Origin of the sequence: Microbispora triticiradicis (genome assembly GCF_005864065.1) — a bacterium.
Taxonomy (GTDB): Bacteria; Actinomycetota; Actinomycetes; order Streptosporangiales; family Streptosporangiaceae; genus Microbispora; species Microbispora triticiradicis.
In genome coordinates, this window is record NZ_VANP01000001.1 from 151,912 (window position 1) to 167,550 (window position 15,639).

At 69.6% G+C, this 15,639-nt stretch carries 16 protein-coding genes; 9 read left to right on the forward strand and 7 right to left on the reverse strand.

Annotation, left to right across the window (positions count from 1 at the left end; all coding sequences use genetic code 11):
- Positions 1 to 406 precede the first annotated feature (406 nt).
- On the reverse strand, positions 407 to 931 hold the full coding sequence (locus FED44_RS00740; protein WP_138459417.1) for an NADH-quinone oxidoreductase subunit C: 525 nt from the start codon (positions 929 to 931) through the stop codon (positions 407 to 409).
- On the reverse strand, positions 928 to 1,425 hold the full coding sequence (locus FED44_RS00745; RefSeq protein WP_222867891.1) for an NADH-quinone oxidoreductase subunit B: 498 nt from the start codon (positions 1,423 to 1,425) through the stop codon (positions 928 to 930). Before FED44_RS00745 ends, FED44_RS00740 begins: the two co-directional genes overlap by 4 nt.
- A gap of 218 nt (positions 1,426 to 1,643) precedes the next feature.
- On the opposite strand from FED44_RS00745, the gene FED44_RS38355 reads away from it, so the two are divergent.
- The 4 genes from FED44_RS38355 to FED44_RS00760 all read left to right on the forward strand — a co-directional run bounded on the left by FED44_RS38355 (position 1,644) and on the right by FED44_RS00760 (position 6,513).
- Positions 1,644 to 1,727: a putative leader peptide gene (locus tag FED44_RS38355; RefSeq protein WP_368856965.1), complete on the forward strand. Its 84-nt coding sequence runs from the start codon at positions 1,644 to 1,646 to the stop codon at positions 1,725 to 1,727.
- 196 nt (positions 1,728 to 1,923) lie between these two features.
- Positions 1,924 to 3,768 carry a 2-oxoacid:acceptor oxidoreductase subunit alpha gene (locus FED44_RS00750; protein ID WP_138459418.1) on the forward strand — a complete coding sequence of 615 codons (1,845 nt, stop codon included), beginning with the start codon at positions 1,924 to 1,926 and terminating at the stop codon, positions 3,766 to 3,768.
- The gene (locus FED44_RS00755) at positions 3,761 to 4,831 is read left to right on the forward strand and encodes a 2-oxoacid:ferredoxin oxidoreductase subunit beta (protein ID WP_111700642.1); all 1,071 of its coding nucleotides are present in this window, start codon (positions 3,761 to 3,763) and stop codon (positions 4,829 to 4,831) included. The genes FED44_RS00750 and FED44_RS00755 overlap by 8 nt, the downstream gene beginning before the upstream one ends.
- A gap of 179 nt (positions 4,832 to 5,010) precedes the next feature.
- The gene (locus tag FED44_RS00760) at positions 5,011 to 6,513 is read left to right on the forward strand and encodes an MBL fold metallo-hydrolase (RefSeq protein ID WP_138459419.1); all 1,503 of its coding nucleotides are present in this window, start codon (positions 5,011 to 5,013) and stop codon (positions 6,511 to 6,513) included.
- Positions 6,514 to 6,541: 28 nt separating this feature from the next.
- On the opposite strand, the gene FED44_RS00765 is transcribed toward FED44_RS00760, so the two are convergent.
- From FED44_RS00765 to FED44_RS00780, 4 genes are all read right to left on the reverse strand, one after another.
- A complete protein-coding gene (locus FED44_RS00765; RefSeq protein ID WP_138459420.1) occupies positions 6,542 to 7,138 on the reverse strand; it encodes a dTDP-4-dehydrorhamnose 3,5-epimerase family protein in 597 nt (198 codons plus the stop codon).
- A 1-nt stretch (position 7,139) separates the two neighbouring features.
- A complete protein-coding gene (locus tag FED44_RS00770; protein WP_111700639.1) occupies positions 7,140 to 8,831 on the reverse strand; it encodes a DUF4082 domain-containing protein in 1,692 nt (563 codons plus the stop codon).
- A 163-nt stretch (positions 8,832 to 8,994) separates the two neighbouring features.
- Positions 8,995 to 9,933 carry a right-handed parallel beta-helix repeat-containing protein gene (locus tag FED44_RS00775; RefSeq protein ID WP_111700638.1) on the reverse strand — a complete coding sequence of 313 codons (939 nt, stop codon included), beginning with the start codon at positions 9,931 to 9,933 and terminating at the stop codon, positions 8,995 to 8,997.
- An 11-nt stretch (positions 9,934 to 9,944) separates the two neighbouring features.
- Positions 9,945 to 10,613 (reverse strand): hypothetical protein, encoded by a 669-nt coding sequence (locus FED44_RS00780; protein WP_138459421.1) that lies wholly within the window; start codon positions 10,611 to 10,613, stop codon positions 9,945 to 9,947.
- A 250-nt stretch (positions 10,614 to 10,863) separates the two neighbouring features.
- On the opposite strand from FED44_RS00780, the gene FED44_RS00785 reads away from it, so the two are divergent.
- The 4 genes from FED44_RS00785 to FED44_RS35530 all read left to right on the forward strand — a co-directional run bounded on the left by FED44_RS00785 (position 10,864) and on the right by FED44_RS35530 (position 14,522).
- Positions 10,864 to 11,784: a YveK family protein gene (locus FED44_RS00785; protein ID WP_138459422.1), complete on the forward strand. Its 921-nt coding sequence runs from the start codon at positions 10,864 to 10,866 to the stop codon at positions 11,782 to 11,784.
- A gap of 39 nt (positions 11,785 to 11,823) precedes the next feature.
- A complete protein-coding gene (locus tag FED44_RS00790) occupies positions 11,824 to 13,260 on the forward strand; it encodes an O-antigen ligase family protein (RefSeq protein WP_187406032.1) in 1,437 nt (478 codons plus the stop codon).
- Positions 13,235 to 14,263: a glycosyltransferase family 4 protein gene (locus FED44_RS00795; protein ID WP_167521348.1), complete on the forward strand. Its 1,029-nt coding sequence runs from the start codon at positions 13,235 to 13,237 to the stop codon at positions 14,261 to 14,263. Before FED44_RS00790 ends, FED44_RS00795 begins: the two co-directional genes overlap by 26 nt.
- 67 nt (positions 14,264 to 14,330) lie before the next feature.
- Positions 14,331 to 14,522, forward strand: coding sequence for a hypothetical protein (locus tag FED44_RS35530; protein WP_167521349.1), 192 nt, complete (start codon positions 14,331 to 14,333; stop codon positions 14,520 to 14,522).
- A 134-nt stretch (positions 14,523 to 14,656) separates the two neighbouring features.
- On the opposite strand, the gene FED44_RS00805 is transcribed toward FED44_RS35530, so the two are convergent.
- The gene (locus tag FED44_RS00805; protein ID WP_138459425.1) at positions 14,657 to 15,109 is read right to left on the reverse strand and encodes a MarR family winged helix-turn-helix transcriptional regulator; all 453 of its coding nucleotides are present in this window, start codon (positions 15,107 to 15,109) and stop codon (positions 14,657 to 14,659) included.
- Positions 15,110 to 15,196: 87 nt separating this feature from the next.
- Between FED44_RS00805 and FED44_RS36985 the strand changes: the two genes are divergently transcribed.
- Positions 15,197 to 15,514 carry an NAD-dependent epimerase/dehydratase family protein gene (locus tag FED44_RS36985; protein WP_244301647.1) on the forward strand — a complete coding sequence of 106 codons (318 nt, stop codon included), beginning with the start codon at positions 15,197 to 15,199 and terminating at the stop codon, positions 15,512 to 15,514.
- Positions 15,515 to 15,639: the final 125 nt, after the last annotated feature.

Below are 15,639 nucleotides of genomic sequence, written 5' to 3' on the forward strand. Positions count from 1 at the left end.
CGCGGTGGCAGCGGCACTCCTCCTGGTTCTCGTGGCCTGCGATCAGGACGGTCGACAGAAGCACGAGAGCGACATCGCGCGCCGAGGACCTGCGCTCGTGGCGGTCGCACAGTGCCTCATCGACCATGGACAGGTGCCGCGGGAAGAGGTCCGAGGCCGTTCCTGGTACAGGAATGACCGGGTTATCCCGGATGCTTCCTTCACCGTCTGGGTGAGCGGCCATCGCGACACTGTTTACGAGGGGAAGACGCTGCAGGCGTGGGAGGACGAGGCGACGGCGGCGTGGCCGGGGTGGAGGTGCCCGTTCTGATGCCGCACCGCCGTCACAGGTGCGGCAGGAGCGCGGCGCGGCAGGAGCCGGCGCGGGAGTAGCACGGCGTCGAGCGCGCCGGTTGCGGGAGTCCCCTCAGGAGGACCCCCAGCCGGGCGGGACGCCCGGGGGGAGCGTTCTGCGGCGGCTCGGGGAGCCCTGGCCGGACTCCCCCGGTTCCTTGGCCCCCGGCCACGCCTTGGCGACCCGGGCGGCCAGCACGAAGTCCTTGCGCAGCGGGTGGCCCTCGAAGCCGTCCGGCAGCAGCAGCGGGCGCAGGTCCGGATGGCCGTCGAACACCACGCCGAACATCTCGTACGTCTCGCGCTCGTGCCAGTTCGCGCCCCGGAAGACGCCCGTCGCGGTCGGCAGGCGGGGGTCGGCGCGTGGCACTCGGGTGCGTACGAGCAGGTGCGCGAACGCGACGGGGTCGAACACGTGGGCCACGACGGAGAACTCCTCCGGCGGCTCGTCCACGGCGGTCAGCCAGTCGAAGAACGCGAACCCGGCCGAACGCGCGGCCTTCAGCGCGTCGATCCATTCGCCGGGCTCCACGTCGAGCACGGCCTGGCCGAAGGAGTCGCCGACGCGGGAGCCGTACGGCTCCGGCAGGGCGCTCATGACTCCGCGCCAGGGAGGGAGGGGTCCGCGGCCGCCTCGCCCGCGATCTTCTCCTGCAGCTTCGTGATCCCGTGCAGCAGGGCCTCGGGACGCGGCGGGCAGCCCGGGACGTACACGTCCACCGGGATGATCTGGTCGACGCCCTTGGTCACGCAGTAGGAGTCCCAGTACGGCCCGCCCGAGTTGGAGCAGGCGCCGAACGAGATGACGTACTTGGGGTCCGGCATCTGCTCGTACAGCCGCCGCACGGCCGGGGCCATCTTGTCGGTGACCGTGCCCGACACGATCAGCAGGTCGGCGCGGCGCGGGCCGTCCGCGAACGGGCTGACCCCGTGGCGGATGAAGTCGTGCCTGCTCATGGAGGTGGCGACGAACTCGATCGCGCAGCACGCCAGGCCGAAGTTGAACACCCACAGTGAGTAACGGCGGCCCCAGTTCAGCACGAACCGCATCGGCTCGGGCAGCGGCCGCGCCATCGGGCCCACCGTCGGCATCGGAAGATCGTTCACGGGCATGTGCTCACCGCCATACCCCCATTGTCCTCCGCCGGAGGGACCGGTCACGTCAGGCCCGGAAACAGCCCATGACCACGGCAGATGAGCCGGAATGCCCCTCTCACCGCCTACCGGGTACCCCTGAATATCGGGGGGCACGATCTCAAGGGCTGAACGCTGACGGTCTCAGCCCGATCCCCCGCATATAGTTGAGGATCGTGACCCGACCCATGCTCGTCGCCCGCTTGCACGTGGACCTGTGCCGGCTCGCCTCGGGCCTGTGTCGCCCGGACGGTTCATGAGGCTGACGGTGCGCCACCCCGGCGGCCGGAGCAACCAGTGGAAACACCCCGCAGACGGCGGGCCGGCAAGTCCCGGTAGACAGCACGTCAAGTGCGCACTACGGAGAAACCAGCCTGACCCCGATGGATCTAGCATGGACATGACAACGTGCCACAAGCAGACAGGCCTGGGCGCGTCAAGGAGGACTGAGGAGCTGTGACCAAGCAGGTTCAGCAGCTCGACCGCGTGATCATCCGGTTCGCGGGTGACTCCGGCGACGGAATGCAGCTCACCGGTGACCGGTTCACGGCGGAGACGGCCCAGTTCGGCAACGACCTGTCGACGCTTCCCAACTTCCCGGCGGAGATTCGTGCGCCCGCCGGCACCCTGCCCGGGGTGTCGAGCTTCCAGCTGCACTTCGCCGACCACGACATCCTGACCCCCGGCGACGCGCCCAACGTGCTCGTCGCGATGAACCCCGCCGCGTTGAAGGCGAACATCGGCGACCTGCCACGCGGCGCCGACATCATCGCCAACACCGACGAGTTCACCAAGCGCAACCTGCAGAAGGTGGGCTACCCGGGCAACCCGCTCGAAGACGACTCGCTGAAGGAGTGGCGGCTCCACGCGGTGCCGCTCACCTCGCTGACCGTACGGGCGCTCGACGGCTTCGACATCTCGAAGAAGGACGCCGAGCGGGCCAAGAACATGTTCGCGCTCGGCCTGCTGTCGTGGATGTACAACCGGCCGACCGAGGGCACGGTCAAGTTCCTGGAGTCCAAGTTCGCGCGGAAGCCCGAGATCGCCAAGGCGAACATCGCAGCCTTCCAGGCGGGCTGGAACTACGGCGAGACGACGGAGTCGTTCTCGGTCTCCTACGAGATCAAGCCGGCCACCCTCACGCCGGGCGTCTACCGGAACATCTCCGGCAACCAGGCCCTGGCGTACGGGCTGATCGCGGGGGCGGTGCAGGCGAAGCTGCCGCTGTTCCTGGGCTCCTACCCGATCACCCCGGCCTCCGACATCCTGCACGAGCTGTCCAAGCACAAGCGGTTCGGCATCCGCACCTTCCAGGCCGAGGACGAGATCGCCGGGGTGGCCGCCGCGCTGGGCGCCTCCTTCGGCGGGTCGCTCGGCGTGACCACCACCTCGGGCCCCGGCGTCGCGCTGAAGGCCGAGACCGTGGGCCTCGCGGTGACCACCGAGCTGCCGCTGATCGTCGTGGACGTGCAGCGGGCCGGCCCCTCGACCGGCATGCCGACCAAGACCGAGCAGACCGACCTGCTGATGGCCATGTACGGCCGCAACGGCGAGTCCCCGGTCCCGGTTCTGGCCCCGGCCACGCCGTCGGACTGCTTCACGATGGCGGTGGAGGCGGCGCGCATCGCGGTGAAGTACCGCACGCCCGTGATGCTGCTGTCGGACGGTTACCTGGCCAACGGCTCGGAGCCCTGGCGCATCCCGGAGGTGTCGGAGCTTCCCGACATCTCCGCGCCTTTCACCACCGAGGCCAACGGCGAGGACGGCACGTACCTGCCGTTCAAGCGCGACCCGGAGACGCTGGCCCGCCCGTGGGCGGTGCCGGGTACGGCGGGCCTGGAGCACCGGATCGGCGGCATCGAGAAGGCCGACGGCACCGGCAACATCTCCTACGACCCCGACAACCACGACAGAATGGTCCGGCTGCGCCAGGCCAAGATCGACGGCATCGACGTGCCCGATCTGACGGTCGACGATCCCAGTGGCGACGCCCGCGTGCTGGTGCTCGGGTGGGGCTCGACGTACGGGCCGATCGCGGCGGCTGCCCGGCGGGTGCGCGCGGCCGGGCACAAGGTGGCCCAGGCGCACCTCCGTCACCTGAACCCGCTGCCCGCCAACACCGGCGAGGTGCTGCGCTCCTACGACAAGGTGCTGCTGCCGGAGATCAACCTCGGGCAGCTCGCCATGCTGCTGCGAGCCCGCTTCCTGGTCGACGTGATCAGCTACAACCGCGTGCGGGGGCTCCCCTTCAAGGCCGAGGAGCTCGCCGCCGTCATCGGGGAAGTGATCGAGAGTGTCTGACAGCTTCAACGGGGGCCTCAACGGCAAGGGCCTGGCCCTGATCCCGCGCACCGACTCCAAGCAGACCCTGAAGGACTTCAAGTCCGACCAGGAGGTGCGCTGGTGCCCGGGCTGCGGCGACTACGCGATCCTCGCCGCGGTGCAGAGCTTCCTGCCCGAGCTGGGGCTGCGCCGGGAGAACATCGTGTTCGTCTCCGGCATCGGCTGCTCATCCCGCTTCCCGTACTACCTGAACACCTACGGTTTCCACTCGATCCACGGGCGGGCACCGGCGATCGCGACCGGCCTGGCCGCCTCCCGGCCCGACCTGTCGGTGTGGGTCATCACCGGTGACGGCGACGCGCTGTCGATCGGCGGCAACCACCTCATCCACGCGTTGCGCCGCAACGTCAACCTGAACATCCTGCTGTTCAACAACAGGATCTACGGCCTGACCAAGGGGCAGTACTCCCCCACCTCCGAGATCGGCAAGATCACCAAGTCGACCCCCATGGGCTCGCTGGACAAGCCGTTCAACCCGATCTCGCTGGCACTCGGGGCCGAGGCCGGGTTCGTCGCCCGGACCATGGACAGCGACCGCAAGCACCTGCAGGGCGTGCTGCGCCAGGCCGCCGAGCACCGCGGGGCCTCGCTGGTGGAGATCTACCAGAACTGCAACATCTTCAACGACGGGGCCTTCGACACGCTGAAGGACCCGGGCACCCGGGACGAGATCACCGTACGGCTGGAGCACGGTCAGCCGATCGTGTTCGGCACCGGCGAGAACGAGCGGGCCGTACGGCTGTCGCCCACGGGCGGCGTCGAGGTCGTGCGCCGCGCCGAGGTGGCCGACGGGGAGATCCTGGTGCACGACGCCCACAACCCCGACCCATCGCTCGCGTTCGCGCTGTCGCGGCTGGACGAGCCGGCGTTCGAGCACGTGCCGATGGGCGTCTTCCGCTCGATCGACCGCCCGTCCTACGACCACCTGCTGAACGAGCAGCTCGCCACGGCCACGGCCGACAAGGGCGAGGGCAGCCTCGCCGACCTGCTCCACGGCGGGGACACCTGGACCATCGGCTGACGCCACCGACAGACCTCACGGCCCCGGTTCTTCAGGACCGGGGCCGGGGCTTTTTCTGAAGGCGAAGGCATCACCATAAGTCCCCATTTTCCGGGGGCCGTGAATGGCATACTCGAACCGCGCCGCGGGGCGGTGCCCGAGTGGGATCAGTGTGCCGACGCTACGGAGGGGCTCTGTTGATGGACCTGTACCGCCGGGCGCCCGGGACAGGGCTGCGCTATCTGGGCCATGCCGGGTTCGTCGCCGAGCACCAGGGCGTCCGGCTGCTCATGGATCCCTGGTTCTACCCCGCGTTCCTGCACTCGTGGTTTCCGTACCCCGACAACCGGCACCTTCTGGACGTGGTGACCAGTGGTCGTTTCGACTACCTCTACGTCTCCCACGCCCACGAGGACCATTACGACGAGCGCCTGTTACGCATGCTGGACAGGTCGATCACCGTAATCGTCCCCCGGTACCGCTCGAGAATCATGGTGAAGCGGTTCGCCGCGCTGGGCTTCGCCGACGTCGTGGCGCTGGGCCACAAGGAGTCCCACGAGCTCGCACCCGGCTTCACCGTGACGATGTACCTCGACACCAGTCACAAGGAGGACAGCGGGCTCCTGCTCGACCTGGACGGCTACCGCTTCCTCGATCTCAACGACTGCAACACCCCGATGTCGGAGCTGCCCGGCGACGTCGACCTGCTCGCCGCGCAGTACTCGGGCGCGATGTGGTACCCGAACTGCTACGACTATCCGCCCGAGGTGATGCGGAAGAAGGTCGAGGCCGTCCGGGGGGACCTGCTGGACACGCTCTACCGCAAGGTACGGATCACCGGGGCCGCCGCCTACCTGCCGTCGGCGGGCCCGGCCTGCTTCCTCGATCCGGTCCTGGAGGCGTACAACGACAGGGAGGCGACGATCTTCCCGCAGTGGGAGGATGTGGCGGACCGGTTCGCCGAAGCGTGCCCCGGCGTCGAGGTGCTGCGGCTCTTCCCGGGCGACGTGGTACGGCTGGACGACCAGCCCGGCGGCACGCTGGTGGAACGTGACAGCGACGCGCCGCCCGCCGAGGACCTCGCCGCCTATCGGGAGCGGCGCCGCGACGAGTGGGGCGCGTTCTACGACGAGCCGGCGGAGCCGGTGACCATCGAGGAGATCGAGGCGTACTTCGCCAAGCTGCAGAGCTGGAACAAGCGCTTCCTGGGCGACTTCGCCAAGGACGTCCGCCTGGTGGCGGACGGCCGCATGTGGGACGTGCGCCTCGGCCACCTGGCCGAGCACTTCGTGATCGAGGGCGAGGAGCCGTACGACCCCGAGTACACGCTCCTGCTGTGCCCCAGGACGATGAGGGCGGTGATCGAGGAGCGGACCGGCTGGGAGGAGGCCCTGCTGTCCATGCGGGTGGGCCTGCACCGCGAGCCCGACGTCTTCGACCTGACCTTCATGAGCCTGCTGCGGTACGGCAACCAGCCCGTGCAGACGATGCAGATGCTGCGGGAGCGGCAGAACACCGAGACCATCGAGCGTGACGGTCTGCGCATGCAGCGGTTCTGCCCGCACGCGGGCGAGGACCTCACCCATGCCGTCATCTGCGACGGCGTCGTCGAGTGCCCCCGTCACCACTGGAAGTGGGACGCGACCACGGGGGAGTGCGTCGACGGCGGCACGCTGCCCCTGCGGGTGGAACCGCTGACCTGACGGCTCGCCGGAGCGCCGGGAGCCGCGACTACGTGGCGCGGAGCTTGTCGTAGTACGCCAGGCATTCGTCGTAGGCGGGCAGCAGGCCGGCGGCCATGGCCTCCGACAGCGTGGGGGCGGCGGCGTCCTTCGGCGACAGGATCGGCTCCAGGCCGGCCGGCCAGGCGATGCCGAGCTCGGGGTCGAGCGGATGCACCCCGTGCTCGCGCCCGGGCGCGTAGGGCTCCGAGCACAGGTAGACGACCGTGGCCAGTTCACTGGTCGCCATGAAGGCGTGCCCGAGCCCCTCGGCGAGGTAGACGCCCCTCCTCGTGACGTCGTCCAGTTCGACGGCCTCCCAGCGGCCGAAGGTGGGCGACCCGGTTCTGAGGTCCACGACCACGTCGACGACGGACCCGGCCACGCAGGTGACGTACTTCGCCTGGCCGACCGGCACCTCGGCGAAGTGGACGCCTCTCAGCACCCCCCGGCGGGAGACCGAGCAGTTGGCCTGGGCGAGGCGCATGGAGTGCCCCACGGCCTCCGCCAGCCCGTCCGCCTTGAACCACTCGAGGAAGTCGCCCCGGTCGTCGGCGTGGATCGCCGGGGTGAAGGTGTACGCCCCGGCGATCGGCAGTTGTCTCATGTCAGAGTTCGACCGTGGTCCGGGTGCCCTGCCACACGTTGTTCTGCCACACGTTGCCGGGCGCCGATCTGTCGAAGTGCGCCACCGGGCCGTACGCGCCGCAGTTGGAGAAGAGCGAGCGGCTGAACACGTTGTCGCGGACCACGACGTTCCTGCTCGACCCGGCCTTGTCACCGCCGCCGTAGAAGCAGTAACCTCCGCCGCCGATCAGGTTGCCCTGGATGAGGACGTTGGTGACGGGACCGAGGCTGGTGGCCAGCATGATCGCGCTCGTCTGTCCGACGGGGTTGAGGATGGTGTTGTTCTTGATCACCAGCGGTGCGCTTCCCGACGAGCCCTCGGTCTGGATGCCGTCGACGTGGTCGCCAGTGAACGCGCGCAGGTCGTGGATGTAGTTGCCCTCGATGGTCCCGCGCCCGGTGTTGATCGCGTCCGTCGCGTCGTGGATGTCGTTGCCGCGGATCGTGATGTCGCCGTCCCCGATGTTCTTGACGGCCACGGCGAGCTGGCGCCTGCCGTCCCCGGCGATCTCACAGTGGTCGACGACGAGGTTGCCGTGGCCGTTCCTGAGCTGGACGCCCCACTCTCCGGTGGTGATGATCCTGCAGTTGCGCAGGGTCACGTTGTCGGCGTAGACGTCGATCGCGTCGGTGAACTCCACGCCGTCGTAGACGGCGCCGTTCTGCCGGAGTTCGCCGCCCTTCATCCGGGTGAACACCGTGCCCTTCGCGGGGCCCGTGGTGGAGGCGTCGGGGAATCCGTTCGCCGGCGGCGGAGCCTGGGTGGGCTTCGAGCTCGGCTCGGACGTCGCCGTGGGAGTGGCGGAGCGGCCGGGCCCCGTGGTCGGGGTGGCGCGCGGGCTGACGCGCGGCGTCACGGGCGGCGTGACGGGCACGGTCACCGTCGGGGTCGCCGCAGGCGTGGTCGTCGCCGTGTCGTCCGGGTACGCCGGCGTCACCGGCGCCCCCGGCGTCTCCGCGGGCTTCTGGGGGGGCTCTGTCGGGTCCGAGGCCGGCGGCTCGCCCTCCTCGCCCGTCGGATCCGGGACCACCGTGGTGTAACGGAAGACGACGTCGACGAAGTAGTTGTAGCCGGCGGGGTTGGAACGCCGGGGGAAGGACGGCCGGCCGTAGGAGAAGACGCCGTTGCGCTCCGCCGGCGCGACCAGGGGGCCCACCTCCAGCGGCCCTTGCGTGAACACCCCGCGCTGCGCCACGTACCTGCCGGCGCCGCTGTTGTAGGAGACCGTGTAGGTGCGTCCGGCCTCCAGCGCCACCGGCGCCGACAGCCGGGCCTCCTGCCAGCCTCGGCTGGTCTCGGAGCGGAAGGTGACGCGTGCCAGCAGCGCCCCGCGGTCGCTCCACAGGCTCCCGATGTGCCGGCCGGAGTCACCCCGCGCCTTGAGGAAGCGCAGCGCGACGACCTGACCCTCGACCTGGGGGACGAACCGCATGCCGACCTCGACCGGCATCGGATCGCGCCGGGTCCTGGCCGACTGCGACTCCGGCGCGAAGCTGGCCTGCAGGACCCGCTCCTGGGCGACGGGAACCGTCGGGCCGAGCGACGTCTCGGGCGAACGGCTGGTGAGGGCCACGGTGACCGCGACCCCGCCGACGGCGCAGGCGGCGAGCAGCGACACCAGGCCGGGCAGACGGCTCCGCCGGCCGCTCGCGCGCCTCGAGCTACGTACCATCGCTCTGCCTCCGACCTACGCGCCCGGTCGAGCGCCTCGTTTCCGCCGACTCAGCGATATACCCAAGCGGTCATTGTTGCGGCTGCGACACGACGAGACAACAAGAATGGCAGAGTTCGTCTATTTTTCAGTTAAACAAACCGAGTGTCGGAATTATCCGTCCTCACGGCTCCACCGGACGGCCGGTGTCGAGCCAGACGTTGTCCCGCCACTCGTTACCGCGCCCGGCGGACTCCCAGGCGTTGACCGGTCCCCATCGGCCACCCTTGGGGAAGAGCTGCCGGGTCCAGACGTTTCCGATGACCTTGATGTTGCTGGTGGCGTGTTTGTCGTCGGCCCCCCGCCCCGCGTAGAGGCTGTAGCCGCCGCCCCCCAGCAGGTTGCCCTCGATCAGGACGTCGTGCGGGGCGCCGAAGTCCTGGAACAGGCCCACGGCCGAGGTCTGCTCCTGCTGGTTGAACAGGGTGTTGTTCCTGATGATCAGCTTCAGGCCGGCCGCGGGACCGCTCCCCGCCTGGATCAGGTCGACGTGGTCGTCCTTGCCCGGCGACGGGTCGTGGATGAAGTTGCCCTCGATGAGGCCGTGCGAGGTGACGACGCCGTCGGCGGTGCCGGAGATGTTCGTACGGCGGACGGTCAGCATGCCGCCGAAGTTGAGCACCGCTTGGTCGATCTTGTGCCCCGGCGTGCTGACGATCTCGCTGTCCTCTATCACCAGGCCGCCGACGCCCTGCCGCTGGATGATCCCCCAGCCCTGGTGGGAGTCGCTGACGACCCGGGTGCGGCGGATGACGACGTCGTCGGCCTCGACGCTGATGTCTCCGTGGACCTCGTAGCCGTCGATCACCTCGCCCGGGGTGGTCACCCGGAGGACCGGATTGGGGATCAGCTGGATGTCGCCGACCCCCGTCGTCTTCGCGTTCGGCCACCGGGACGCGTCGATTGCGCCGGAGGCGCGGGAGGACGGCGTGGCCGTCGCACGCACGTGCAGGCTCTCCCGCTCGCCGGGACGCGGCACGGCCACCAGCCACACGACCGCTCCGCCGACGACGGCGCCCGCGAGAAGGGCCGCGACCAGCCTCCCCCACCCTGCCGGTGCCATACGTTGTCCCTTCATCGTGACGGTACGGGAGCCCGCGGCGGCGGTGCCGCCGCCGGCGCTCTGCGCAACCGGAGCCAGCTTCGCCGGGAGGCGAGCACCCGGTCCGCCACCACGGCGCTCTTCACCACGACCATGACTACCAGCAGAGCGAGGACGGCGGCGGCCTGTTTGGTGTGCCTGGGCACCTCGACGGCCTTCCGGGTGCTCGCCACGTTCTTCAATCGGAGAAGGTAGTAGTCGTCGTCGGCGCCCGCGGACATCTGCCAGGACGCCAGCCTGACCCGCATCGCCCGGACCAGCACGGTCATCGCCTTCTCCGCCTCGGCGGCCGCGGGGGCGAAGGTGTCGAGCACGATGTACGGCTGGTCGTGGGTCGGCACCTCCTCGCTGCCCTGGTTGTCCATCACGACCCGGTAGTCCGCGCGCCCGCCCGCCCTGGCCACCTCGTCCCGGGACCTGTCGTCGTCGAAGGACGCCGCCAGCAGTTCGGCCGTCCCGATCGTGCTGGAGGTGAACTTGGTCTCCTCACCCTGCCGCACCACGGAAACCACGCTGTGCGCCTGGTAGGAAGCGGGGGCCAGTTCCGTGACATAGAATCCGGGGCCGCCGATCGCGACGATGACGAACAGCACCACCAGCGGATGCCGGAAAATCGCCCTGAATATGTGGCGAATAGTCACGGAACGCTCCAAGCGGGGTGCAAGGGACCGTCTGAACGTGCCATTGTTGCACCACGCGACTCGGGGCGCATCGCGAATCAGGGCGCGCTTCCCCGGCCCGGCTGGCGGAACGTCCTGTCGTAGGGGACACTTTGTGGGTCCGTTTACCTGGGAACGGTCCGGCGGTCCAGGGACGGCCCGTCCGGTACCGCCCGCATGAGCACACCGGCGTCACGACTATTCACGCGGGGTGGAAGTTGATGGAGGTCCGGTGGACCTGATGGAGGCCGTGTTCGTCCTCGCGCGCCGATGGACGATCACGATTCCCCTGCTGGTGCTCACGATCGCGGCCGTGACGGCGGGATACCTTCTGCTGCCCTGGACCTACGAGTCCTCGGGGACCGTCGTGTTCCTCACGTCGAGGCAGATCGCCGAGAAGAACACCGGTGGCAACCCGTACCTGGCCTTCGACGGGTCCCTGTCGATCACCGCGGAACTGGTCGGCCGCGCGGTCGACGACGAGCTCACCGCGCAGGACCTCGCGCAGCATGGTCTCACCGGTACGTACGAGACGCAGATCCCGCCCGACAGCCGCGCCCCCCTGCTCAAGGTGACCGTCACCCACAGCGACCCCGCCATGGCGCAGGCGACCATGGAGGCGATCCTCAAGAGGATCCCCGCCGCGCTCGACGACCTCCAGAAGACCAACAGCTCCATATCCCAGGTCCGGCTCTCGGTGCTCACCAAGAGCAAGAAGCCGGAGCGGGTGGCGACGTCGAAGATCCGGTCGCTGGTGGGAGTACTCGCGGTCGGTCTCATGCTGACGGTCGGCGCGCCGCTGATCATCGAGTCGATCAAGAACCCGCGCCGGCCGATCCAGCCCAAGCGCGCCCCGGACCCGAACGGCGAGCTCGCGCCGAAACGGCTCCGGCTGGACGACGACGCGCCCACGGCCGTCCACGTCTGGCCGCCCGCGGCGGCCGCCCCCGCCCGCCCGCCGGCGAGCGGGAGTCCGCCGGAGCCGGCTCGACCGAGGAGGGACGGGCAGGGTTCGAGCCGGAGCAGGACCCGGGGCACGCGCAGAACCCCCCGCGCGAATCCCGACGGGAACCCGAACGCCGCCGACGGCCGGAACGACACGGCCTGGCCGAGGGAGACCGACGATGGCCGGAACACGAGAAGATACCCCTAGGGCGCGGCGGAAGGCATGGTCAACGGCGCGGTCGACGGCGTGAGCGACCTTTCCGAGCCGGTTCTCGACGACGAGGCGTCGCGTCGGCGGCTGCCCTTCTCCGTGGACGCCGTGACCGTGCTCAGCCTGCTGGTCGTGGCGCTCGTGCTGATCCCGTCGCGATACGTGGTGGGCCCGCTCGGCTCCGCAGGCACCCCCGCCATCCTCGTCGCCGCGGTGGCGTTCGGCTGGTACTGCGCGTCGATCTTCACGGAGCGCTCCACGCCGCTGCGGGGGCGGCAGCCGGTCAGGACCTCGATCTTCGTCTACGTGTGCGCCATCCTGGCCAGCTTCGTGGCGGCCACGACCCGGCCGATCTCCCCGGATGAGCTGCAGGCGGCCAACACGGCGCTGCTGCCCGTGATCGGCTGGTGTGGCATCGCCCTGCTGGCCGCCGACGGAATCCCGAACCGCGAGCGCCTCGACGTGCTGCTGCGCAGGTTCGTCATGGGGGCGACGTTCGTGGCCATCGTGGGGATCGTCCAGTTCGCCACGGCGTTCGACCTGTCGCAGTACCTGGCGTTTCCCGGGCTCAAGGTGAACGGGACGTTCATCTCGCTGTACAACCGCGACGGCTTCAACCGGCCGACCTCGACGACGATCCACCCGATCGAGTTCTCCGCGACCCTCGCGATGGCGCTGCCGCTCGCCCTCCACAACATGCTGTACGGCCCGGCCGCGAAGCGCTGGTCCAACCGTTTCTGTGTGGCGGCGCTCGCGGTGGCCATCCCGCTGACCGTGTCCCGGACCGCGGTGCTCGGCATGGCCGTCACGTTCGCCGTCCTCATGCCCACCTGGCCGAGAGCGTGGCGGCACGCCGCCTACGTCGCCCTGTTGATGTTCACGGGCGTCATGGGCGTGGCGGTGCCCGGCCTGCTGGGGACGTTCAAGCGGATGTTCCTCGGGATGAACGAGGACTCCAGCGCCACCGCGCGCACCGACGACTACGCGGCGGTCGCCGAGTACTTCTCCCAGCACCCCTTGTTCGGCCGTGGTGTCGGCACCTTCCTGCCGCACGTCTACCGGATCCTGGACAACCAGTACCTCGCGACGCTGGTGGAGACGGGCGCGTTCGGGCTGTCGGCCGTGCTGCTCATCTTCGTGTGCGGGTGGACCGTCGCACGCCGCTCGCGGCGCAAGTCCGCGGACGCGCCGACCCGTCATCTCGGCCAGGCCCTCGCGGCGGGCATCGCGGTGTTCGCGGTGACGTGCGGCACGTTCGACGCCTTCTCCTTCCCCGTCGCCGTCAGCTCCGCCTTCCTGCTGATCGGCTGCGCGGGCGCGCTGTGGCGCATCACCGACCCGTATGGAGGCGCGTATGTCGCCGTATCCCCGCGTTGGCTTCGCCTGCTTGTGGGACGAGGATCCCCGCAGGACCTGGTCGTACACTCCTTGGAACCTGCGCGCGGCGATGCGCGAACGAGCCGACCTGGTTGATCTCGGTGTGGAGATCCCGAAGACGGTCCGCACCGCCCTGCGCGCCGCCCACCTACGGCCCCGCCACGGCCGGCTGGCCACGACGTGGAAGTACTCGAGGATCACCGACGAGTACTGCCGCAGGGCGCTGCTGCGCTCGCTGCGGGGCTCGGACTGCGAGGCGGTCCTGCAGATCCAGGACATCGCGCCGCTGCCGGCGCCTTTCTTCCTCTACCAGGACCTGAGCTACGACGCGCTGCTCAGCGTGCACGACCCGGACAACCCGCACGCCGTGCTGCCCAACATCTCGCCCGGCATGATGCGCCGCAGGCGCGAGCGCCAGCTCGACATCTACGCGCGCGCGACGGGGGTGCTGGCGATGAGCTCCTGGTTCGCCCGGACGCTCGTGGAGGTGACCGGGCTGCCCGCGGGGAAGGTGCACGTCGTGCATCCGGGCATCACGTCCGCAGGCGACCCCTCCCGTCCCCTGCCCGAACGGGAACGGCCCCGGCGACGTCTGCTGTTCGTGGGCGGTGATTTCCGGCGCAAGGCGGGAGCGCTGGTGGTCGCGGCCACCCGGCTGCTGCGCCGCGACTTCGACCCGTCCCTCACCCTCACCGTGGCGGGACCCCCCGCCTGGCCGTTGCCCGGCGAGCCGCCGGAGGGCGTCCGGTTCCTCGGGCAGCTGCCCCCCGCCGAGGTCGCCGCGCTGTGGGACGAGCACGACCTGTTCGTCATGCCGTCACATCTGGAGGCCTTCGGGATCGTCTTCGCCGAGGCCCTCGCCCGGGGCGTCCCGTGCGTGGGCCGCGACGCCTTCGCCATGCCGGAGATCATCCGCCCGGGTGAGAACGGCGGCCTGGTCCGCGGCGACGACCCGGCCGAGCTGGCGGAGACGATCGCCGGGATCCTGGACGACGACGGGCTCTACGCCCGGTGCCGGAAGGACGCCGCCGCGACCGTGGAGTGGTTCAGCTGGGACCGGGCCGCCCGGCAGGCGCTCGAAGTCGTCACCGCCGCCTAAGTGGTCACGTCCGTAAATCCTTCGGGGGTTACGCAGCGACGTCGAGCACGCCAGGCCGATGCTCGCAGTGATCCTGCTGCTGGGAGTGATGCTCTTTCTGTTCGTGTCGCTCGATCCGGGCTGTCAGGTCCTCGAGGTCGGCCGGGGTGAACTTCCATCTGAAGGGCCGTGCGGTCTCGTTGTAACGCCGCTCGCTGCCTTGCCGCGGTGGGAGGAGCCGTTGTCGACCACCCAGAACACCCGCTTGGCGGAGGCGTAGGGTTCGGCGGTCATGACCTTCTCAACGAGGGTCATGAACGGGACGATGCCGGTCGTGGCCGCGCAATGCCCGATCATGCGGCTTCATCACTGGCGAGCGACGCTCCGGCAGTCCACGCGCCGGTAATGCCTTCTTCAGTCGCCGGCGGCCGACGCCTCGCCGGCGCTGAGCGTCCGCAGTATGTCGACCAGCGTCGACAGTTGCTCGGGGGTGAGGGGCCTGAACAGCTCTTCGGCCGCCAGCTCATAGCCAGCCGTCCAGTCCTGAGCCAGTGCGGCCCCTTGCTCCGTCACTCGAAGGAGTACGGACCGGCGGTCGTCCGCGCTGGTCTGGCGTTCGAGCAGTCCGTCGCGGACGAGCGCTTCGACCAGGGTGGAGGCGGTCCCCTGCGCGATGCCGACCGCGAGAGCGAGTTCTGTGAGCCGGACGGGCTGCGAACGCGCCACCTCCACTACCAGGCGGGACCTCGGCGTCGACACCCCGTGCTCGCCCAGACGCTCATTGAAGTGACGTACGAGGACCTTCGCTGTACGGCTGAACTCGTCGGCGACCTGTGCCGCGGTCAGGCCCTTGTTCGCGTGTGGCATGGCCCACCTCCCACTTGACGCACCCATCGTACGGGAGGTTACATAGGCATCGATGCATTGATATCTTACTATTTGGTGTCGATGCATATGGTGGAGCGGCCCGGGTCGCATGCCGAGCCACATCGAAACCAGGTGCGCACGACGGGTGCGTTCTCAATCACCAGGAGTCGAAAAGTGAAGATCTTCATCACCGGCGGCAGCGGTTTCGTCGGCGGAACCCTCGTCCACCGCCTCGTCGCCGAAGGACATGAGGTCATGGCACTGGCCAGATCGGGCCCGAGCATCCAGCGGGTACGCGCCGCTGGAGCCGAACCCGTGCCCGGCGATCTCGCCGAACTCGGCCGGGCCGACTCCCCCGGGCCGACGCGGAACCCTCGTCCACCGCCTCGTCGCCGAAGGACATGAGGTCATGGCACTGGCCAGATCGGGCCCGAGCATCCAGCGGGTACGCGCCGCTGGAGCCGAACCCGTGCCCGGCGATCTCGCCGAACTCGGCCGGGCCGACTCCCCCGGGCCGACGTGGCTCGCCA